The organism is Streptomyces olivoverticillatus (assembly GCF_014203555.1).
Lineage (GTDB): Bacteria > Actinomycetota > Actinomycetes > Streptomycetales > Streptomycetaceae > Streptomyces > Streptomyces olivoverticillatus.
This window is the reverse complement of sequence record NZ_JACHJH010000001.1, coordinates 980281-993943: the sequence shown is the minus strand read 5'-3', so window position 1 is coordinate 993943 and position 13663 is coordinate 980281. Positions and strand designations below refer to the sequence as shown.

Below are 13663 nucleotides of genomic sequence, written 5' to 3'. Positions count from 1 at the left end.
GCGGAACCGCTTCCACCCCGGTGCCTGCCCCGCGGCACCCGCCGGGTAGACATGACGCATGTCAATCGCCCCCCGCTGGAGCATACTTGCGGCGGCCGCCGCCACCGTCATAGCCGTCACCGCCACCGGGTGTTCCTCGGACTCCGGTGCCAAGAAGACCGAGTCCAAGGGCCAGTCCGGCGCCCCGGCCCCCTCGGGCGCCGCCCCTTCGGGGTCCGGTGCCATACCCGCGGGCCCGGGCCCGCAGCCGGCGTACACCGTGCAGAAGCAGCCCGATCCGGGCACCTGCCACTACCGCTACACGGCCGACAAGGAGCCCCTCCCCGACGCCAAGTGCTCGCCGGGGGCGACCAACCCCAAGGTCACCCAGGCCACCTTGAAGACCACCATCTGCCGCAGCGGCTACACCTCGGACATCCGGCCGCCCACGAACATCACCAGCCGGGAGAAGACCGCGAACGCGGCCTCCTACGGTTACAAGGGCGCGATGCGCGAGGCCGAGTACGACCACCTGATCAGCCTCCAGCTGGGCGGCGACCCCAATGACCCGCGCAACCTCTGGGTCGAGCCGCCGTCCCCCGGGCACAAGGCGGGCGCGGGCCCGAACAACCCGAAGGACGTCGTCGAGACGAAGCTCAAGAACGCGATCTGCTCGGGCAAGACGGACCTGGTCAAGGCCCAGCAGGCCATCGCGAAGGACTGGACGACGGCGCTGTCGTCCCTGGGCATCCAGGACTCGAAGGACTCGAAGGACAAGAAGGCCTCGAAGCAGGAACAGAAGGACTCGGACGACGAGTGAGGTCAGGGCCACCGTCTGCCCCACCGGCCCGTCCGTGAGATCACCATGGCTGCCCGGCGGTCAGCGGCCCGCCGGGCAGCGACGGACGGCGTGACGACGACCGGCAGCCCCGGCGGCCGCACGGCGGCGTAGCTGCTGAACCGCCGGGTCCCGCACCCGTCGCACTGGGCCTCGCCCCCGTTCCGCGTCCACCGGTGCGGACAGCCGGTCACCACGCGTTCTCTTTCGGCAGCAGGTGCGCGGTACGGAAGTGACTGCGTACGGCGATGGTGGTGTCCACGAGCATGGCCTGGTCGCCCACGGAGGCCGCCGCCCGGCGGTTGGCTTCGAGGGCGGCACACTCGGCGCACCCGACGGGCGAGGTGGAATCGGAGCCCCGGATCCCCGCGGCCTCCCGCTCCTCCCGCCCGGCCAGCCGCAACACCTCGGGCGGCACGTCCCACTCCCGCCCACCACCGGGCTGTCTCACCTGTACATGGGGCCCCAGGTGGCCCATGACTTGCACGAGCGTGGCGGTACGTGTGTCGATGACGAAGGCGCCGGGCCGGTATGTCATCGGGCCCGGTGGCCCGCTGTCGGCGTCGGGGTTCGGATGCGGCATGGCGGTGTCGTGCACGGTGTTCCCTTCGGGGGTTCTTGGAGCGGGCTGCCCCGGCACGGGCCATCGGCGGCCTACGCTCGGGTGGCATGGCTGAGGCATTCGTCAGAAGCGACGAGCACCCGGCGTGCGGCATTTGCCCCTCGCGCCGTCTTCCTCTCGGAGAGTTCGACGTGCAGGACCGTCCCTCGGACGACTGTCCGTTCGACCCGGCCGACGGCCATCGCTATACGCGGTCCGGGGTGCCCGTCTGTGTGCACCCGCACAAGGTCGGCATTCCTACGGGCCGGTACAAGAGCGACGGGGTGCCTCTGACGGGCGAGCTCGAATTGCCAGGTGATGTCGCGGAGCTTGAGTCGTATCTCCGCGGAGTGCTGCACAGCGCAGCGCCGGGAATGCTCGAATTGTTGATCGAGCAGGCCGCGACCGAGATTCCGCGCGCTTTCCCGGGCGTGGACGTCGTCACGACGCTGCGCCGCGCACTTGGCTAGGCGGCGGCCGTGGCGAAGCCGGGGGCGAACCTGCGCCCGCCTTCGAAGATGCCCAGCTGTCGGTACTTCTCGACAACGGCAGCACGCCGGGCGGCCGTCTCCTGCTTACCGAGCCAGAACCGCTCGTTCACCGGCCCCCACGCGGCCCGGTAGACCTGGTGCGTGTAATCCCCGTGGTCCCAACCACCGATTTCCTCGCGGTCGGTGGCATGCACGAAGAGGATGCCGGTCCGCTCCTGCACCCGGCTCAACACCGTGAACTGGGCGGCCAGCGCATGGATCATCTCGTCCACCGGAACGGGAACGGGGACTTCGGCGGCGTATTCGTCGCCGTCCGTCATCTCGAAGACGGCCGACTTGATGGCCATGGCCCGCAGGGCATCGGGGAAGAGGGGGACGGTGTCCTTCTCGACGTCGAAGCCGTCGACGAGTGCGTAGCCCGTGAAGCTCTGCCAGTCCTTGTCGTACTTGGCGCAGCCGGTGCGCAGACGCTCGAACTCCGGGTCGGCCTCGATGGCCGACAGGATCTCGCGGGCTCGCTCCGCCACCTTCTCGGGGGCGGGGCGGGCAAGGGTTGCGTTCACTGTTGCACTCTCCTCTCGGGTGCGGGTCGGGGCTCTGCCCTCGCTTTAGGTAACCCGACGGCTACGCACGGCGGTACCGTTGGCACGGCGGCAGGATTTAAGAGCTTTAAGAGCCGCGAGCGTGCGAGGAGTTGAGGGCCCATGGGCGCACCGGCACCGAACGTCGGCCTTGATCGGCTGTACCGCGAAACGAAGTGGACGCTGCGCCAGTTCGCCCAGGAGGTGAACCGCATCGGCACCGAGCGCGGAACGCCCCTCCGGTACCGGGAGCCATCCGTTCACCAGTGGCTCAAGGGCCATCTGCCGCGTCCGGAGGTGCAGCCAGTCGTCGTCGAAGCCCTCTCGCGCAGGTTGCAGCGGCCTGTCACCCACCGCGAGGCGGGCTTCTCCTCGCCAACCGACCAGTCGAACGCCAGTCCCGGTACGGTGGAGGGGCTTGTCGACCTCGGGAGGCAGGACATGGACCCGTCCCGGCGCAGTGTCATCGGGGCGAGCCTGTTCTCGGTCGCCTTGGCCGTGCCCAACTGGCCTGACGTGGTCGGGCGGATGGAAGCGGTGCAGACGGGGCGGACTCAGCGCATAGGAATGGCCGAGGTCGACATGGTCATTGCGATGACCGAGCGTGTCTCGGAACTCGACGACCTGTTCGGTGGCCGCCACGCCCGGCCCATGGCCGCGGCATTCCTCGTCAACACCGTGGCCCCGTACCTCAAGGCGGATGCGCCCGAGCCGGTGCGCAAGGCGATGATGTCGGCGGCCTCGGATCTCTGCTACCTGACCGGATATATGGCGGTTGACGAAGGCTTGCAGGGCTTGGCCCAGCAGTACTACCTCAAGGCTTTGCAGCTTGCCGGGGCATCGGAGGACCATCTGACGTACTGCACCACATTGCGGGGGATGAGCGTGCAAGCCGTCGATCTGGGGCACGGGCCCGAGGCGCTGCGCCTGGCTGATGCTGCCGCGGCCGCATCTCCGCAGGCCGGACCACGCATGCGCGCCTTCCTCGCCGGACAGCAGGCACATTCTGCTGCGCAAACAGGCGATCGCAACGTTGCCTTGCTGTACCTCAAGGAGGCAGAGGCTGCCATGGAGAAGGCGGAGTCGCGAGAGAAGGCGTTCGGGTCGTACGACCCTTCGTCCCTGCATTACCACATCAGTCAGGTGCGCCATGAGTTGGGCGACCTGCCGGGGGCAGTCGAAGCGATGAAGGAATCCGACAGGCTTTGCTACGACGTCTACCGCCGGACGCGAGTCAAAGAGCGAGCCATGCTCGGTGAATTCCAGATGCAAGTAGGGCACTTGGAAGCTGCATGTGCCACGTGGAATGAAGCCCTGGATGAGTACCCGTTGGTGCAGAGCGGGCGGGTCGACCAGCGTGTTCAAACCATGTTCGGCCTGCTCCGCCCCCACCTCAAAAACCCCGCCGCCCGCGCCCTCTACGAGCGCGCCCGCCTCGTCACCCCAGCCTCGCTCCTGGCGTAGCCGGAGGCCCCGCGGGGCGGAGAGCCGTCCCGCGGGGCCGTTGGGCGGGGGTGATCCCGGGCCTCAGCCCGTGGCGTCGAGCCGGAACGAGCGGTAAACGTCGACCGGCATGTTCGACAGTGGCTGAACCTGTGCGCCGCTCGGGATCGTGCAGTTGCGGTCCAGGAAGAGGACCGCCAGGTGCGTCGTGTTGTTCTCCGTCGAGTGCGCTGCCTCGTCGACGTGCGTGGTGACGCACGTGTCCGCCGGCGGGTTGTCGACTTCCTCCGCGCCGCGGTAGAACGTCTGGCTGAAACTGCAGAACCTGCTCGCCGGGCAGGCATCCGCGTGGGCGGAGGCGGTCATCGTCATCGTGCCGGTGACGGCCAGGACGGTCGCGGCGCCGATGACGGCGATGCGGGATCGTTTGGAGCGCATGGCCTTTCCTTTCCGTACTGCGGTGCCGGGATGACTGCCTTGGTGAGCGCCGTCACCCCGGGGTCTCGAAGTGTCTCCCCATGCGATGCATTTCAGCCAGATGCATGAAATGGGCGTGCGGGGGCTCGAAAAGGGCGCGCGATAGCGGCAGTACGCCTCGGTCGGGCTTGCGAACTCGTCGCTGAAACGGGGGCATTCAGCTCGCCGCAAGCGTAACGATCCAGCCCACGTGGGCAAATTTCCCGCTATGAAGAGAACCGCACTTTTCGCTCTGCCGGCCCTGATGGCCGCCGCCCTCGCCCTGCCCTCCACCGGGTCCGGTCACGCCGCCGCCCGCGACGTCCCGCCGCGCACCGACAAGTCTTGTGGCAACCCCGTCGGCCTGCCGGTCAGTGAGACCTTCACGCCGCAAAGGACCATCACGATGTACTCCCCGGCCTTCCACTCGCCCGACACCCGGACACTCAACGTCGACCTCGCCGGGGAGCTGGACGACCCCTCCGGCAGCCCCGCCCTCGGCTCCGTCGGCGTGCAGGTCTTCCAGTGCTGCGACGTGCGGGACTCGGAGATCATGCCGCAGGTCATCGGTTCGATCGGCCCGGCCGGCAGCCCTGCGCACAAGTCGGCTTCGACGTCGCTCGCCAACAAGTGCACGATCCCCACCAAGTTCAACAACGAGTACGTCTACTACCTCCGGCTCCGCGTCGCCGACAGCACCGACGCCGTGCGCCTGTCCTACTCGGCCACCTGAGATCATTCCCGGGTGATGCCAAGTACCACCCCCGCCCCACCCGTCACCTCCTTCACCGGGGCATTCGAGGCCCACCTCACCGTCCGCGCTGATGCGGTCCGCCTCGAAGCCCACGCCGCCGCGCACGGGCTGAAGTTCACCCACATCGTGCTGGAGCGCGGGCGCACCCCCAGCCAGCCGATGCTCACCCTGCACCGCCGCGGGCCCCTGCCCGCCGTGCGCGAGGCCGTCGAGGACGCCGCCCGCGCACTGCAAGACGCCGGGTTCGAGGTCGTACGGACGAAGATCGAGGCCGCGCCCTGGGTGGAGGGTGTACCGGACACCGACGAGGAGGCGGCCGTCCTCGGGCCCCGGTACTACTTCGAGCACCACATCAAGCTCCTGATCGCCCCGGGCGCAGCCCTCCCGCGGCTCGCCCCCGCCCACACCGCCCACCTGTCCCGCAACGCCCGCCGCATACGCACCGACGGCCGCACGGAACGGTTCGTCACCCAGCGCTGCCGGCTCGTCGGCCGCCGCACCGCGCAAGCGCGGCTGCTCGCGCTGACCGCGGACCTCGGCGCACACGAAATCATTTCCACGGAGCAGGAGTTCGTCATCCACGACAGCGACGAGTCGCTCGACGCCGGCTGGATCACCGAGGAGAGTGCGCGCGCATGACGACGACACCCTGGGAGCGCTTCGGCAACGGGCCGTGGAGCGAGGACACCATCGTGCCGCAGACCCCGCCCGACACCACGACGTGCGCGGACATGGGCCTGCCGCGGACGCTGCGGCCCGTACCCGGCGACGGCGTCGTGCAGCGGCCGGTGAGCGACCCGGCGGTCAAGCACCACACCCTCGGCATGCGGCTGAGCGAGCCGCAGTTCGCCGACGCCCGCACCGGCGAAGCCTGGTTCGCCGCCCGCCGGCACGCGCTGGACCTCGCCCTCGCCGCCGTCGCCGGCTCCGAGTGGGCCGAGCACCTGGTGCTGCGCGGCAGCATGCTGCTGAAGGCCTGGTTCGGCGAGGCGGCACGCGAACCGGGCGACCTGGACTTCGTCGTCGTGCCGCACACCTGGCAGCTGGACGACGAGCGCACCGACCCCCTGCTCGACGGCATCGCCCGCGCCGCCGAGGCACTCTCGCGCGAGGCCGGCAGCCCGGTCCGGATCGACGCGGCGGGCGCGGTGAGCGATGAGATATGGACGTACGACCGGGTGCCGGGCCGCCGCCTCGTACTGCCCTGGACCGCAGCGTCCGAGGGCGTGCCGCCGGGCACCGTCCAGCTGGACTTCGTCTTCAACGAGCAGCTGGCCGCGCCCGCCGTACGCACCGAAGTGCCCCGGCACGGCACCGGCGAGAGCGCCGTCCTCATGGCGGCGAGCCCCGCGCTCTCCCTCGTGTGGAAGATCCAGTGGCTGGTCTCGGACCACAACCCCGAGGCCAAGGACCTCTACGACGCGGTGCTCCTCGCGGAGAGCACCCCACTGCCCTTCGAACTGCTGCGGGACGTCCTCTACGCCGAGGGCCACGACGCCGACCTCCCGGGCATCCTCGCCGCGGCGGCCGACGCCGACTGGTTCGAATTCCGCAAGGACCGCCCCGGGCTGCCGGGCGAGGTGGAGCACAGCGCCCTGATACGCCTGGCCGTCGCCCTCGCGCCGTCCTACGCCCCGGCCGAGGAGGGGGCGTACGCGCAGCTGGCGGCCGCTTTCGAGGACGTGACGTCGTTCGTGCGGGACGAGCACGAGGCGGGCGGCATGGAAGCGGTCGAGGAGTGGTTCGCCAAGCGCAGCGTGCCCGCGCTGTGCGCGGTGGTCGCCGTACGGGAGCTGCTCGGGCGGGACAGGTGCACGCTGCGCGAGGCCGCCGAGGTGCTGCTGTCCTTCCGGGACCGCCGCTGGGGGCGGGACAAGGCGCAGTACGAGGCCGGCCGGGGCGGCCCGCGCGAGGTGGCGGCGCGGCTGGAGGCGGCGGACGCCGGGCGGTGAGGAACTAGCGCTCCAGCAGGGCCGCCAGCTGGTCGGTGAACCAGCGGGCGGGCGGCAGCGCCGTGGCCGCCGCGGCCAGGCGCTTGGAGCGCTCCGCGCGCTCGCCCGGCTCCATCAGCAGCGCCTCGTGCAGCGCGCGGGCGGTGGCTTCGACGTCGTACGGATTGACGATGATCGCGTCGTCGCCCAGCTCCGCCGCCGCCCCCGCCTCGCGGGAGAGGACCAGCGCGCAGCCGTGGTCGGAGACCACCGGCACCTCCTTGGCCACCAGGTTCATGCCGTCGCGGATGGGGTTGACCAGGGCCACGTCCGCCAGCCGGTACGCGGCGAGGGAGCGCGCGAAGTCGTCTTTGACGTGCAGGGAGACGGGCTGCCAGCCCTCCGTGCCGAACGCGGAGTTGATCTCCCGGGCGACGCGCTCGACCTCCGCCGTGTAGTCGCGGTAGACGGCGAGGTCCTGCCGCGAGGGGTAGGCGAAGGCGATGTGCACCACCTTGCCGCGCCACTGCGGGCGCTCCTCCAGCAGCCGCCGGTAGGCGCGCAGGCCGCGGACGATGTTCTTCGACAGCTCGGTGCGGTCGACGCGGACGATCGTTCTGCGGCCGGGGCCGACCTGCTCGCGCAGCGCCGTCATCCGCTCCTCGACGTCCGGCTGGTGCGCGCGCTCGCGCAGGAAGTCGGCGTCCGCGCCGAGGCCGTGGACGCCCAGCCGCGTGGTGCGCCCCTCGAAACGCACGGCCGTGGCGGTGCCGCCCTCGCGGACGACCTCCGCCCCCGAGAGCACGTTCTCGCAGCAGGCGGCGAACGCCTCCGCCCAGCGCTCGGTCAGGAAGCCCGCCCGGTCGCCGCCGAGGATGCCGCGCAGCACCTGCCCGGCCACGTCGTCCGGCAGCAGCCGGTAGTAGTCCGGCGGGGCCCAGGGGGTGTGTGAGAAGTGCCCGATGCGCAGGTCGGGGCGGAGGGCGCGCAGCAGCCCCGGCACCAGGGTCAGGTGGTAGTCCTGGACGAGCACGGCGGCGCCCGGCGCCGCCTCCTCGGCGATGGCCTCGGCGAAGGCGGTGTTGTACACCCAGTAGGCGGCCCACTGCTCGCGGAAGGCCGCGTCGAAGGAGGGCTCCAGCGGCGTCTGGTAGAGCATGTGGTGGACGAACCACAGCACGGAATTGGCGATGCCGTTGTACGCGGCGGCGAAGGTGGCGGCCGGCACGTCCAGCATCCGCACCTGGTGGCCGCCGGTGTCGCCCGGCTCCAGTCTTCGGCCCGCTGCGCGGGCCGCCGCGCGGTCGCCGTCGCTCAGCGCCGCGCAGACCCACACCGCTCCGGAGTCCCGCCCGATCGAGCTGAGCCCCGAGACGAGCCCGCCGCCGCCCCGCCCGGCCGTGAGCGAGCCGTCCTCGCGCAGCGTGTACGAGACGGGCCCCCGGTTGGACGCCATCACGATGGGGGCGGCGGCGACCGGGGCGGAGTGCACGTGCTCAGCGACCATGTCGCCAGCCTTGCCGCCCGGGGAACCGCTCAAACGTACGCACGGCCCGTCGGGTGGTGCGCGGGAACCCCCCGTACCGTCCCCGCGCACCACACCTGGCCGCCAGAGGAGCTCTGCCGGCCCGGCCGGCGCGTCCTCTCGCGTTCTCAGAGTGCGGGGGCGCCCCGCGTGATGTCGTCCTGTTTCGGCCTCGGCCGAAGCAGGGCCCGTCGGTAGGGTCGGCCACCGAGCGGAGGAGGGCACACCGCAGTGGGCTATCGCATTCACTTCACCGCCGCGGACCTGGCCCGTACGCGGATCGCACCGTCGCCGCAGCCGCTGCTGGAGACGAGCATCGCGGTGCGCGTGCTGCAGGAGACGACCGATTCCGTCGCCTTCGGCGCATGGCGGCAGCAGGTGCGCGCCCGGCTGCACCCCACCGCCCGGATGATCCTGGACCTCGTCCCGCCGCGGGGCTGGTCACCGAACTTCTTCCACCCGTCCTACTCCCCGCTCGGCGCCGAGGAAGCGCTGGAAGTGGTGCGGGCGACGCCCAAGAAGCTGATCGTCCAGGAGCTGGAGTTCATCGCCGGGCGGCAGCGGGTGCCCCGCTGGACGCAGCGCCTGCGCGACGACCCGCAGCTGCTCGGGCAGCTCTTCGACGGCCTCGGTCACGTCTACGCACAGGCCCTCTCGCCCTACTGGCCGCGGATCCGCACCTGTCTGGAGGCCGACCGGGCGCTGCGCGCACGCGAGTTCGCGCGCGGCGGCGTGGAGCGGGTGCTGGCGGGGCTGTCCCCGCGGTGCATCACCTGGCGGCCGCCCGTCCTCGACATCGTCACGGCGAGCGGCTTCGACGAGGACATGTACCTGGACGGCAGCGGGCTGCTCCTGGTCCCCTCCTGGTTCGGCTCCCGGTGTCCGGTGATCGAAGCCGAGGCGCTGCCGCAGCCGCTGGTGACGTACCCGGCCCACCGCGAGCCGGGCACCCTGCCGCTGGTCCCGTCCCCGCGGCCGGACGCGGATGCGGGCAGGGTGCCCGCGCCCCTGGTCGCCCTGCTCGGGCGCACCCGCGCCGCCGTGCTGCACGCCATCGCGGACAGCCCGGGGTGCCACACCACCGAGCTGGCCCGGCGCCTGGGCATCGCCCCGGCGAGCGCCAGCGAGCACGCGACCGTCCTGCGCGCGGCCGGGCTGGTCATCACCGCCCGGCACCGCAACACCGCCCTGCACACGGCCACTGCGGTCGGCGTCGCCCTCCTCAACTCCCCGCTGCCTGCCGGGTGAAGGCGGCTACGCCGCGCGCCGCTGCTCGTACTCGGGGATGCCGGCCATCGGCGGCCGCTCCTCGGTGTCCACCGGGTACGTCCGCGGGACGAACCCCTCCTCGGTGCGCTCGAACTGCGTGAGCGCCGGGCGCACCAGGTGCCCGCGGGCCAGCCGCAGCTGCGCGGTGCGGTAGATGGCGGCGGCCATCCGGCCCAGGGCCCGCCCGTCCTGGTGGCGGTGCTTGCGCTCGCCCACGTCGACCTGGGCCAGCGCGTCCAGGCCCACGGTGTGCAGCGCGTCCACCAGCAGGCCCAGCTCGACGCCGTACCCGACGGGGAACGGCAGCTGCTCCAGCAGCGAGCGCCGCGCCGCGTACTCGCCGCCCAACGGCTGGACGAAACCGGCCAGTTGCGGCCAGTGCAGATTGAGCAGCGGGCGGGCCACCAGCTCGGTGACGCGGCCGCCCTGGCCGGAGACCTCGCCGAGCGGACGGTCGTACATCCCCTTCACGAAGTGGACGTCGGGGTCGGTGAGCAGCGGGCCGACGATGCCGGAGACGAAGTCGGCGGAGAAGTCCCGCAGGTCGGAGTCGATGAAGCAGACCACGTCCCCGCTCGTCACCAGCAGCGACCGCCACAGCACCTCGCCCTTGCCGGGCAGTGCGGGCAGCCGCGGCAGGACGTCGTCGCGGTGGACGACGCGCGCCCCCGCGGCGGCCGCGACCTGCGCCGTGCGGTCGGTGGAGCCGGAGTCCAGCACCACCAGCTCGTCCACCAGCGGCACGGCCTCGGACATCAGCTCCCGGCGGATCGTGGTGACGATGTCCCCGACCGTCGCCTCCTCGTTCAGGGCCGGCAGCACGACGCTGACCGTGGTGCCGGTGCCGCTTTTGGCAGCGAGGAGCTGGTCGAGCGGACGGTCGGCTGCGGACCAGGACCGCCGGGCCAGCCAGCGTTCCACCTCTTCCAGCACGTGTACGACTCCTCGCGTCTCGCGTTGCGGACGGGCCCTCTCGGCGGGCCGTCCCTTCCGTTACAGTCTTGAACAACGCGGACGCCCGTCGTATGTCGGGGTCGTCCTGCGCACAAATGCCTGGGTCCGCCCAGCGCTATACCGCTCATCCAGAGGGGCAGAGGGACACGGCCCGTTGAAGCCCCGGCAACCCTCCAGCCGGTCTTGTTTCGTTCGAAGCGAGGCTCCCGGCGGGGAAGGTGCCAAATCCGTCTCGCGGCGAAGTGCGTCGCGAGGAAGATGAGGAGAAAGGGCCTCGCCTCCATGGCTGTAGAAGCCGTAGAAGCTGTTGAAAGCGCTACCACTTCCGTCTCTCTGGGCCCTGCCGTCGCGCTGTCCTGCCGCGAGTGCGGCGAGCGCTTCGAGCTGGGACCGATCTTCGCCTGCGCCTCCTGCTTCGGCCCGCTCGAAGTGGCGTACGAGCTGCCGGCCGGTGACCCGGAGGCGCTGCGGCGCCGCATCGAGGCCGGTCCGGCGAACATCTGGCGGTACGCGCCGCTGCTGCCCGTCCCCGCCGACGTCGCGGACAAGCCGAACCTCAACCCCGGCTTCACCAAGCTCGTCAAGGCCGACAACCTCGCCCGCGAGCTCGGCGTGACGGGCGGGCTGTACGTCAAGGACGACTCCGGCAACCCCACGCACTCCTTCAAGGACCGGGTCGTCGCCATCGCGGTCGAGGCGGCGCGCGCCTTCGGCTTCACGACCCTGTCCTGCTCCTCGACGGGCAACCTGGCGGGGGCCGTGGGCGCGGCGGCCGCCCGGGCCGGCTTCAAGTCCTGTGTGTTCATCCCGCACGACCTGGAGGCGGGCAAGGTCGTCATGGCCGCGGTCTACGGCGGCGAGCTGATCGGCATCGAGGGTACGTACGACGACGTCAACCGCTTCTGCAGCGAGCTGATCGGCGATCCGCTGGGGGAGGGATGGGGCTTCGTCAACGTCAACCTGCGCCCGTACTACGGCGAGGGCTCGAAGACGCTCGCGTACGAGATCTGTGAACAGCTGGGGTGGCGGCTGCCGGACCAGATCGTCATCCCGATCGCCTCGGGCTCGCAGCTGACGAAGATCGACAAGGGGCTCAAGGAGCTCGTCGCGCTGGGGCTCGTCGAGGACCGGCCGTACCGGATCTTCGGGGCGCAGGCCGAGGGGTGCTCGCCGGTGTCGCGGGCCTTCAAGGACGGGCACGACGTGGTGCGCCCGGTGAAGCCCGACACGATCGCCAAGTCCCTGGCCATCGGCAACCCGGCCGACGGGCCGTACGTGCTGGACATCGCGCGGCGCACGGGCGGGGCGGTGGAGGACGTGACGGACGAGCAGATCGTCGACGCGATCCGGCTGCTCGCCCGGACGGAGGGGATCTTCGCGGAGACGGCGGGCGGGGTGACCGTGGGCGTCACGAAGAAGCTGATCGAGGCCGGCCTCCTCGACCCGGCCCTGACGACGGTCGTCCTGAACACGGGCGACGGCCTCAAGACCCTCGACGCGGTGGCGGCGGGCCCGACGGCCACGATCAAGCCCTCCCTGGACGCCTTCCGCGCCCTGGCCTGACCGGCCGGACTTGCCGCGACCCGGCCCGCACCCGACCACGCACCCCGACCGAAGGTGACCCCCATGAGCGTGACAGTCCGCATCCCCACGATCCTTCGCACCTACACCGACGGCCGGGCCGAAGTCCCCGCTGAGGGGACGACCCTCTCCGAGGTCATCGCCGACCTCGACCGCAACCACGCCGGGATCGGCCCCCGCATCCTCGACGACGGCGGCAAGCTGCGCCGCTTCGTGAACGTCTACGTCAACGATGACGACGTCCGCTTCGAGGGCGGGCTGGACGCCCCCACTCCCGACGGCGCGGGGGTCTCGATCATCCCCGCCGTCGCGGGCGGCTGACCCTTCCGCAGGGTCTCTGCGTAATCGCCCGGAATCACCCCGTCCACAAAGCGGACGGGGTGATTCCGTCTGTTGAAGCGCGATACAGTTGGGGCGTTCCCCCTCCGGTGTCACCACCGAACGCATATGAGAACCCGTCAAGTTGTGCGCGAAACGTGTGCACGAATTGCCGGGTTGGTTGCGTTTTGCCCGGCCCGACTTGCCCGAGAAGCTGGGGAAATCGGTACGAATAGCCGATCGGCCGCGCCCGTAATTCTCGTCCGACTGACCTGTTGCAGACGGCATCCGTGCAGATACATTCAGCCGCGGTCGACGCGTTCCGGCGCACACCCCCAACCTGTCTGGGGGTGAGGTCTGACCCGGGTCCGCGAAGTGCGGTCCTGTGCAAGGGCCAGTAATAGGGGAGTTAGGCATGGCTCAGGGCACCGTCAAGTGGTTCAACGCGGAGAAGGGGTACGGCTTCATCGCGGTCGACGGTGGTGCGGATGTTTTCGTCCACTACAGCGCGATTCAGATGGACGGCTACCGCACCCTCGAGGAGGGGCAGCGAGTCGAGTTCGAGATCTCGCAGGGCCAGAAGGGCCCGCAGGCCGACATGGTGAAGCTGGCGGCCGGCTGACCGCGGCGCATCGACCATCGGCTCTCTCAGCACGCACGAGGGGCCCGCACCAGTACGGTGCGGGCCCCTCGTGCGTGCGCGGGCACCCGAGGTTCGGGTGTGTAGCCCCGTGAGAGCCGGGGCAGGGATGGGTCCGAGGCGCTTGCACTCGTAGGGGTCGAGTGCTAATCATTGGCTTAGCACTCTCCGAGTGAGAGTGACAGATTTGGACCGTCGGTGAGGTCCGCAGGCCAGGCGGGGCAAGGAACCGCAGGGCATGCAGGCCGTCCGTCGCGGGCGCCACACGGTCCGGAGCAGTCTCCACCCCGTCCTGGGAGGAC

16 protein-coding genes and 1 riboswitch are annotated in these 13663 nt (G+C 70.9%); of the genes, 10 read left to right on the top strand and 6 right to left on the bottom strand.

Going from position 1 to position 13663, the window contains the following annotated elements:
* Positions 1 to 58 precede the first annotated feature (58 nt).
* Entirely contained in the window at positions 59 to 799 is a 741-nt protein-coding gene (locus FHS39_RS04615) for an RAD23 family protein (protein WP_184346421.1), read from the top strand.
* Positions 800 to 801: 2 nt separating this feature from the next.
* Here FHS39_RS04615 and FHS39_RS25965 read toward each other — a convergent pair whose 3' ends face one another.
* Both FHS39_RS25965 and FHS39_RS04610 read right to left on the bottom strand, forming a co-directional pair.
* Complete coding sequence (locus FHS39_RS25965) at positions 802 to 1011, bottom strand: DUF6255 family natural product biosynthesis protein (RefSeq protein ID WP_221462293.1); 210 nt, start codon at positions 1009 to 1011, stop codon at positions 802 to 804.
* Complete coding sequence (locus FHS39_RS04610) at positions 1008 to 1415, bottom strand: hypothetical protein (RefSeq protein ID WP_184346420.1); 408 nt, start codon at positions 1413 to 1415, stop codon at positions 1008 to 1010. The genes FHS39_RS25965 and FHS39_RS04610 overlap by 4 nt, the downstream gene beginning before the upstream one ends.
* Before the next feature lie 71 nt (positions 1416 to 1486).
* On the opposite strand from FHS39_RS04610, the gene FHS39_RS04605 reads away from it, so the two are divergent.
* Positions 1487 to 1888, top strand: a complete 402-nt coding sequence (locus tag FHS39_RS04605) for a hypothetical protein (RefSeq protein WP_184346419.1) — start codon at positions 1487 to 1489, stop codon at positions 1886 to 1888.
* Here FHS39_RS04605 and FHS39_RS04600 read toward each other — a convergent pair.
* Positions 1885 to 2472, bottom strand: a complete 588-nt coding sequence (locus FHS39_RS04600; RefSeq protein ID WP_184346418.1) for a hypothetical protein — start codon at positions 2470 to 2472, stop codon at positions 1885 to 1887. The two genes, FHS39_RS04605 and FHS39_RS04600, sit on opposite strands and share 4 nt — an antisense overlap.
* Before the next feature lie 141 nt (positions 2473 to 2613).
* Between FHS39_RS04600 and FHS39_RS04595 the strand changes: the two genes are divergently transcribed.
* Positions 2614 to 3954, top strand: coding sequence for an NsdA family TPR-like regulatory protein (locus FHS39_RS04595; RefSeq protein ID WP_184346417.1), 1341 nt, complete (start codon positions 2614 to 2616; stop codon positions 3952 to 3954).
* A 63-nt stretch (positions 3955 to 4017) separates the two neighbouring features.
* On the opposite strand, the gene FHS39_RS04590 is transcribed toward FHS39_RS04595, so the two are convergent.
* Positions 4018 to 4371, bottom strand: a complete 354-nt coding sequence (locus FHS39_RS04590; RefSeq protein ID WP_184346416.1) for a peptidase inhibitor family I36 protein — start codon at positions 4369 to 4371, stop codon at positions 4018 to 4020.
* Between the two features lie 247 nt (positions 4372 to 4618).
* Here FHS39_RS04590 and FHS39_RS04585 point away from each other — a divergent pair, with 247 nt between their 5' ends.
* The 3 genes from FHS39_RS04585 to FHS39_RS04575 are packed head-to-tail and all read left to right on the top strand — an operon-like array spanning position 4619 to position 7095.
* The gene (locus FHS39_RS04585) at positions 4619 to 5122 is read left to right on the top strand and encodes a hypothetical protein (RefSeq protein WP_184346415.1); all 504 of its coding nucleotides are present in this window, start codon (positions 4619 to 4621) and stop codon (positions 5120 to 5122) included.
* 15 nt (positions 5123 to 5137) lie between these two features.
* On the top strand, positions 5138 to 5782 hold the full coding sequence (locus FHS39_RS04580) for a hypothetical protein (RefSeq protein ID WP_184346766.1): 645 nt from the start codon (positions 5138 to 5140) through the stop codon (positions 5780 to 5782).
* Positions 5779 to 7095, top strand: coding sequence for a nucleotidyl transferase AbiEii/AbiGii toxin family protein (locus FHS39_RS04575; RefSeq protein ID WP_184346414.1), 1317 nt, complete (start codon positions 5779 to 5781; stop codon positions 7093 to 7095). Before FHS39_RS04580 ends, FHS39_RS04575 begins: the two co-directional genes overlap by 4 nt.
* Before the next feature lie 4 nt (positions 7096 to 7099).
* On the opposite strand, the gene FHS39_RS04570 is transcribed toward FHS39_RS04575, so the two are convergent.
* Positions 7100 to 8581 carry an alpha,alpha-trehalose-phosphate synthase (UDP-forming) gene (locus tag FHS39_RS04570; protein ID WP_184346413.1) on the bottom strand — a complete coding sequence of 494 codons (1482 nt, stop codon included), beginning with the start codon at positions 8579 to 8581 and terminating at the stop codon, positions 7100 to 7102.
* A gap of 249 nt (positions 8582 to 8830) precedes the next feature.
* Here FHS39_RS04570 and FHS39_RS04565 point away from each other — a divergent pair, with 249 nt between their 5' ends.
* A complete protein-coding gene (locus FHS39_RS04565) occupies positions 8831 to 9847 on the top strand; it encodes a MarR family transcriptional regulator (protein ID WP_184346412.1) in 1017 nt (338 codons plus the stop codon).
* A gap of 6 nt (positions 9848 to 9853) precedes the next feature.
* Here FHS39_RS04565 and FHS39_RS04560 read toward each other — a convergent pair whose 3' ends face one another.
* Positions 9854 to 10801, bottom strand: coding sequence for a glucosyl-3-phosphoglycerate synthase (locus FHS39_RS04560; RefSeq protein ID WP_184346411.1), 948 nt, complete (start codon positions 10799 to 10801; stop codon positions 9854 to 9856).
* 142 nt (positions 10802 to 10943) lie between these two features.
* A riboswitch (SAM riboswitch) is annotated at positions 10944 to 11087 on the top strand.
* Between the two features lie 17 nt (positions 11088 to 11104).
* On the opposite strand from FHS39_RS04560, the gene thrC reads away from it, so the two are divergent.
* The 3 genes from thrC to FHS39_RS04545 all read left to right on the top strand — a co-directional run bounded on the left by thrC (position 11105) and on the right by FHS39_RS04545 (position 13343).
* The gene (gene thrC / locus FHS39_RS04555; protein ID WP_184346410.1) at positions 11105 to 12385 is read left to right on the top strand and encodes a threonine synthase; all 1281 of its coding nucleotides are present in this window, start codon (positions 11105 to 11107) and stop codon (positions 12383 to 12385) included.
* A gap of 63 nt (positions 12386 to 12448) precedes the next feature.
* The gene (locus FHS39_RS04550) at positions 12449 to 12724 is read left to right on the top strand and encodes a MoaD/ThiS family protein (RefSeq protein WP_184346409.1); all 276 of its coding nucleotides are present in this window, start codon (positions 12449 to 12451) and stop codon (positions 12722 to 12724) included.
* A gap of 412 nt (positions 12725 to 13136) precedes the next feature.
* Positions 13137 to 13343 carry a cold-shock protein gene (locus tag FHS39_RS04545; protein WP_008743607.1) on the top strand — a complete coding sequence of 69 codons (207 nt, stop codon included), beginning with the start codon at positions 13137 to 13139 and terminating at the stop codon, positions 13341 to 13343.
* Positions 13344 to 13663: the final 320 nt, after the last annotated feature.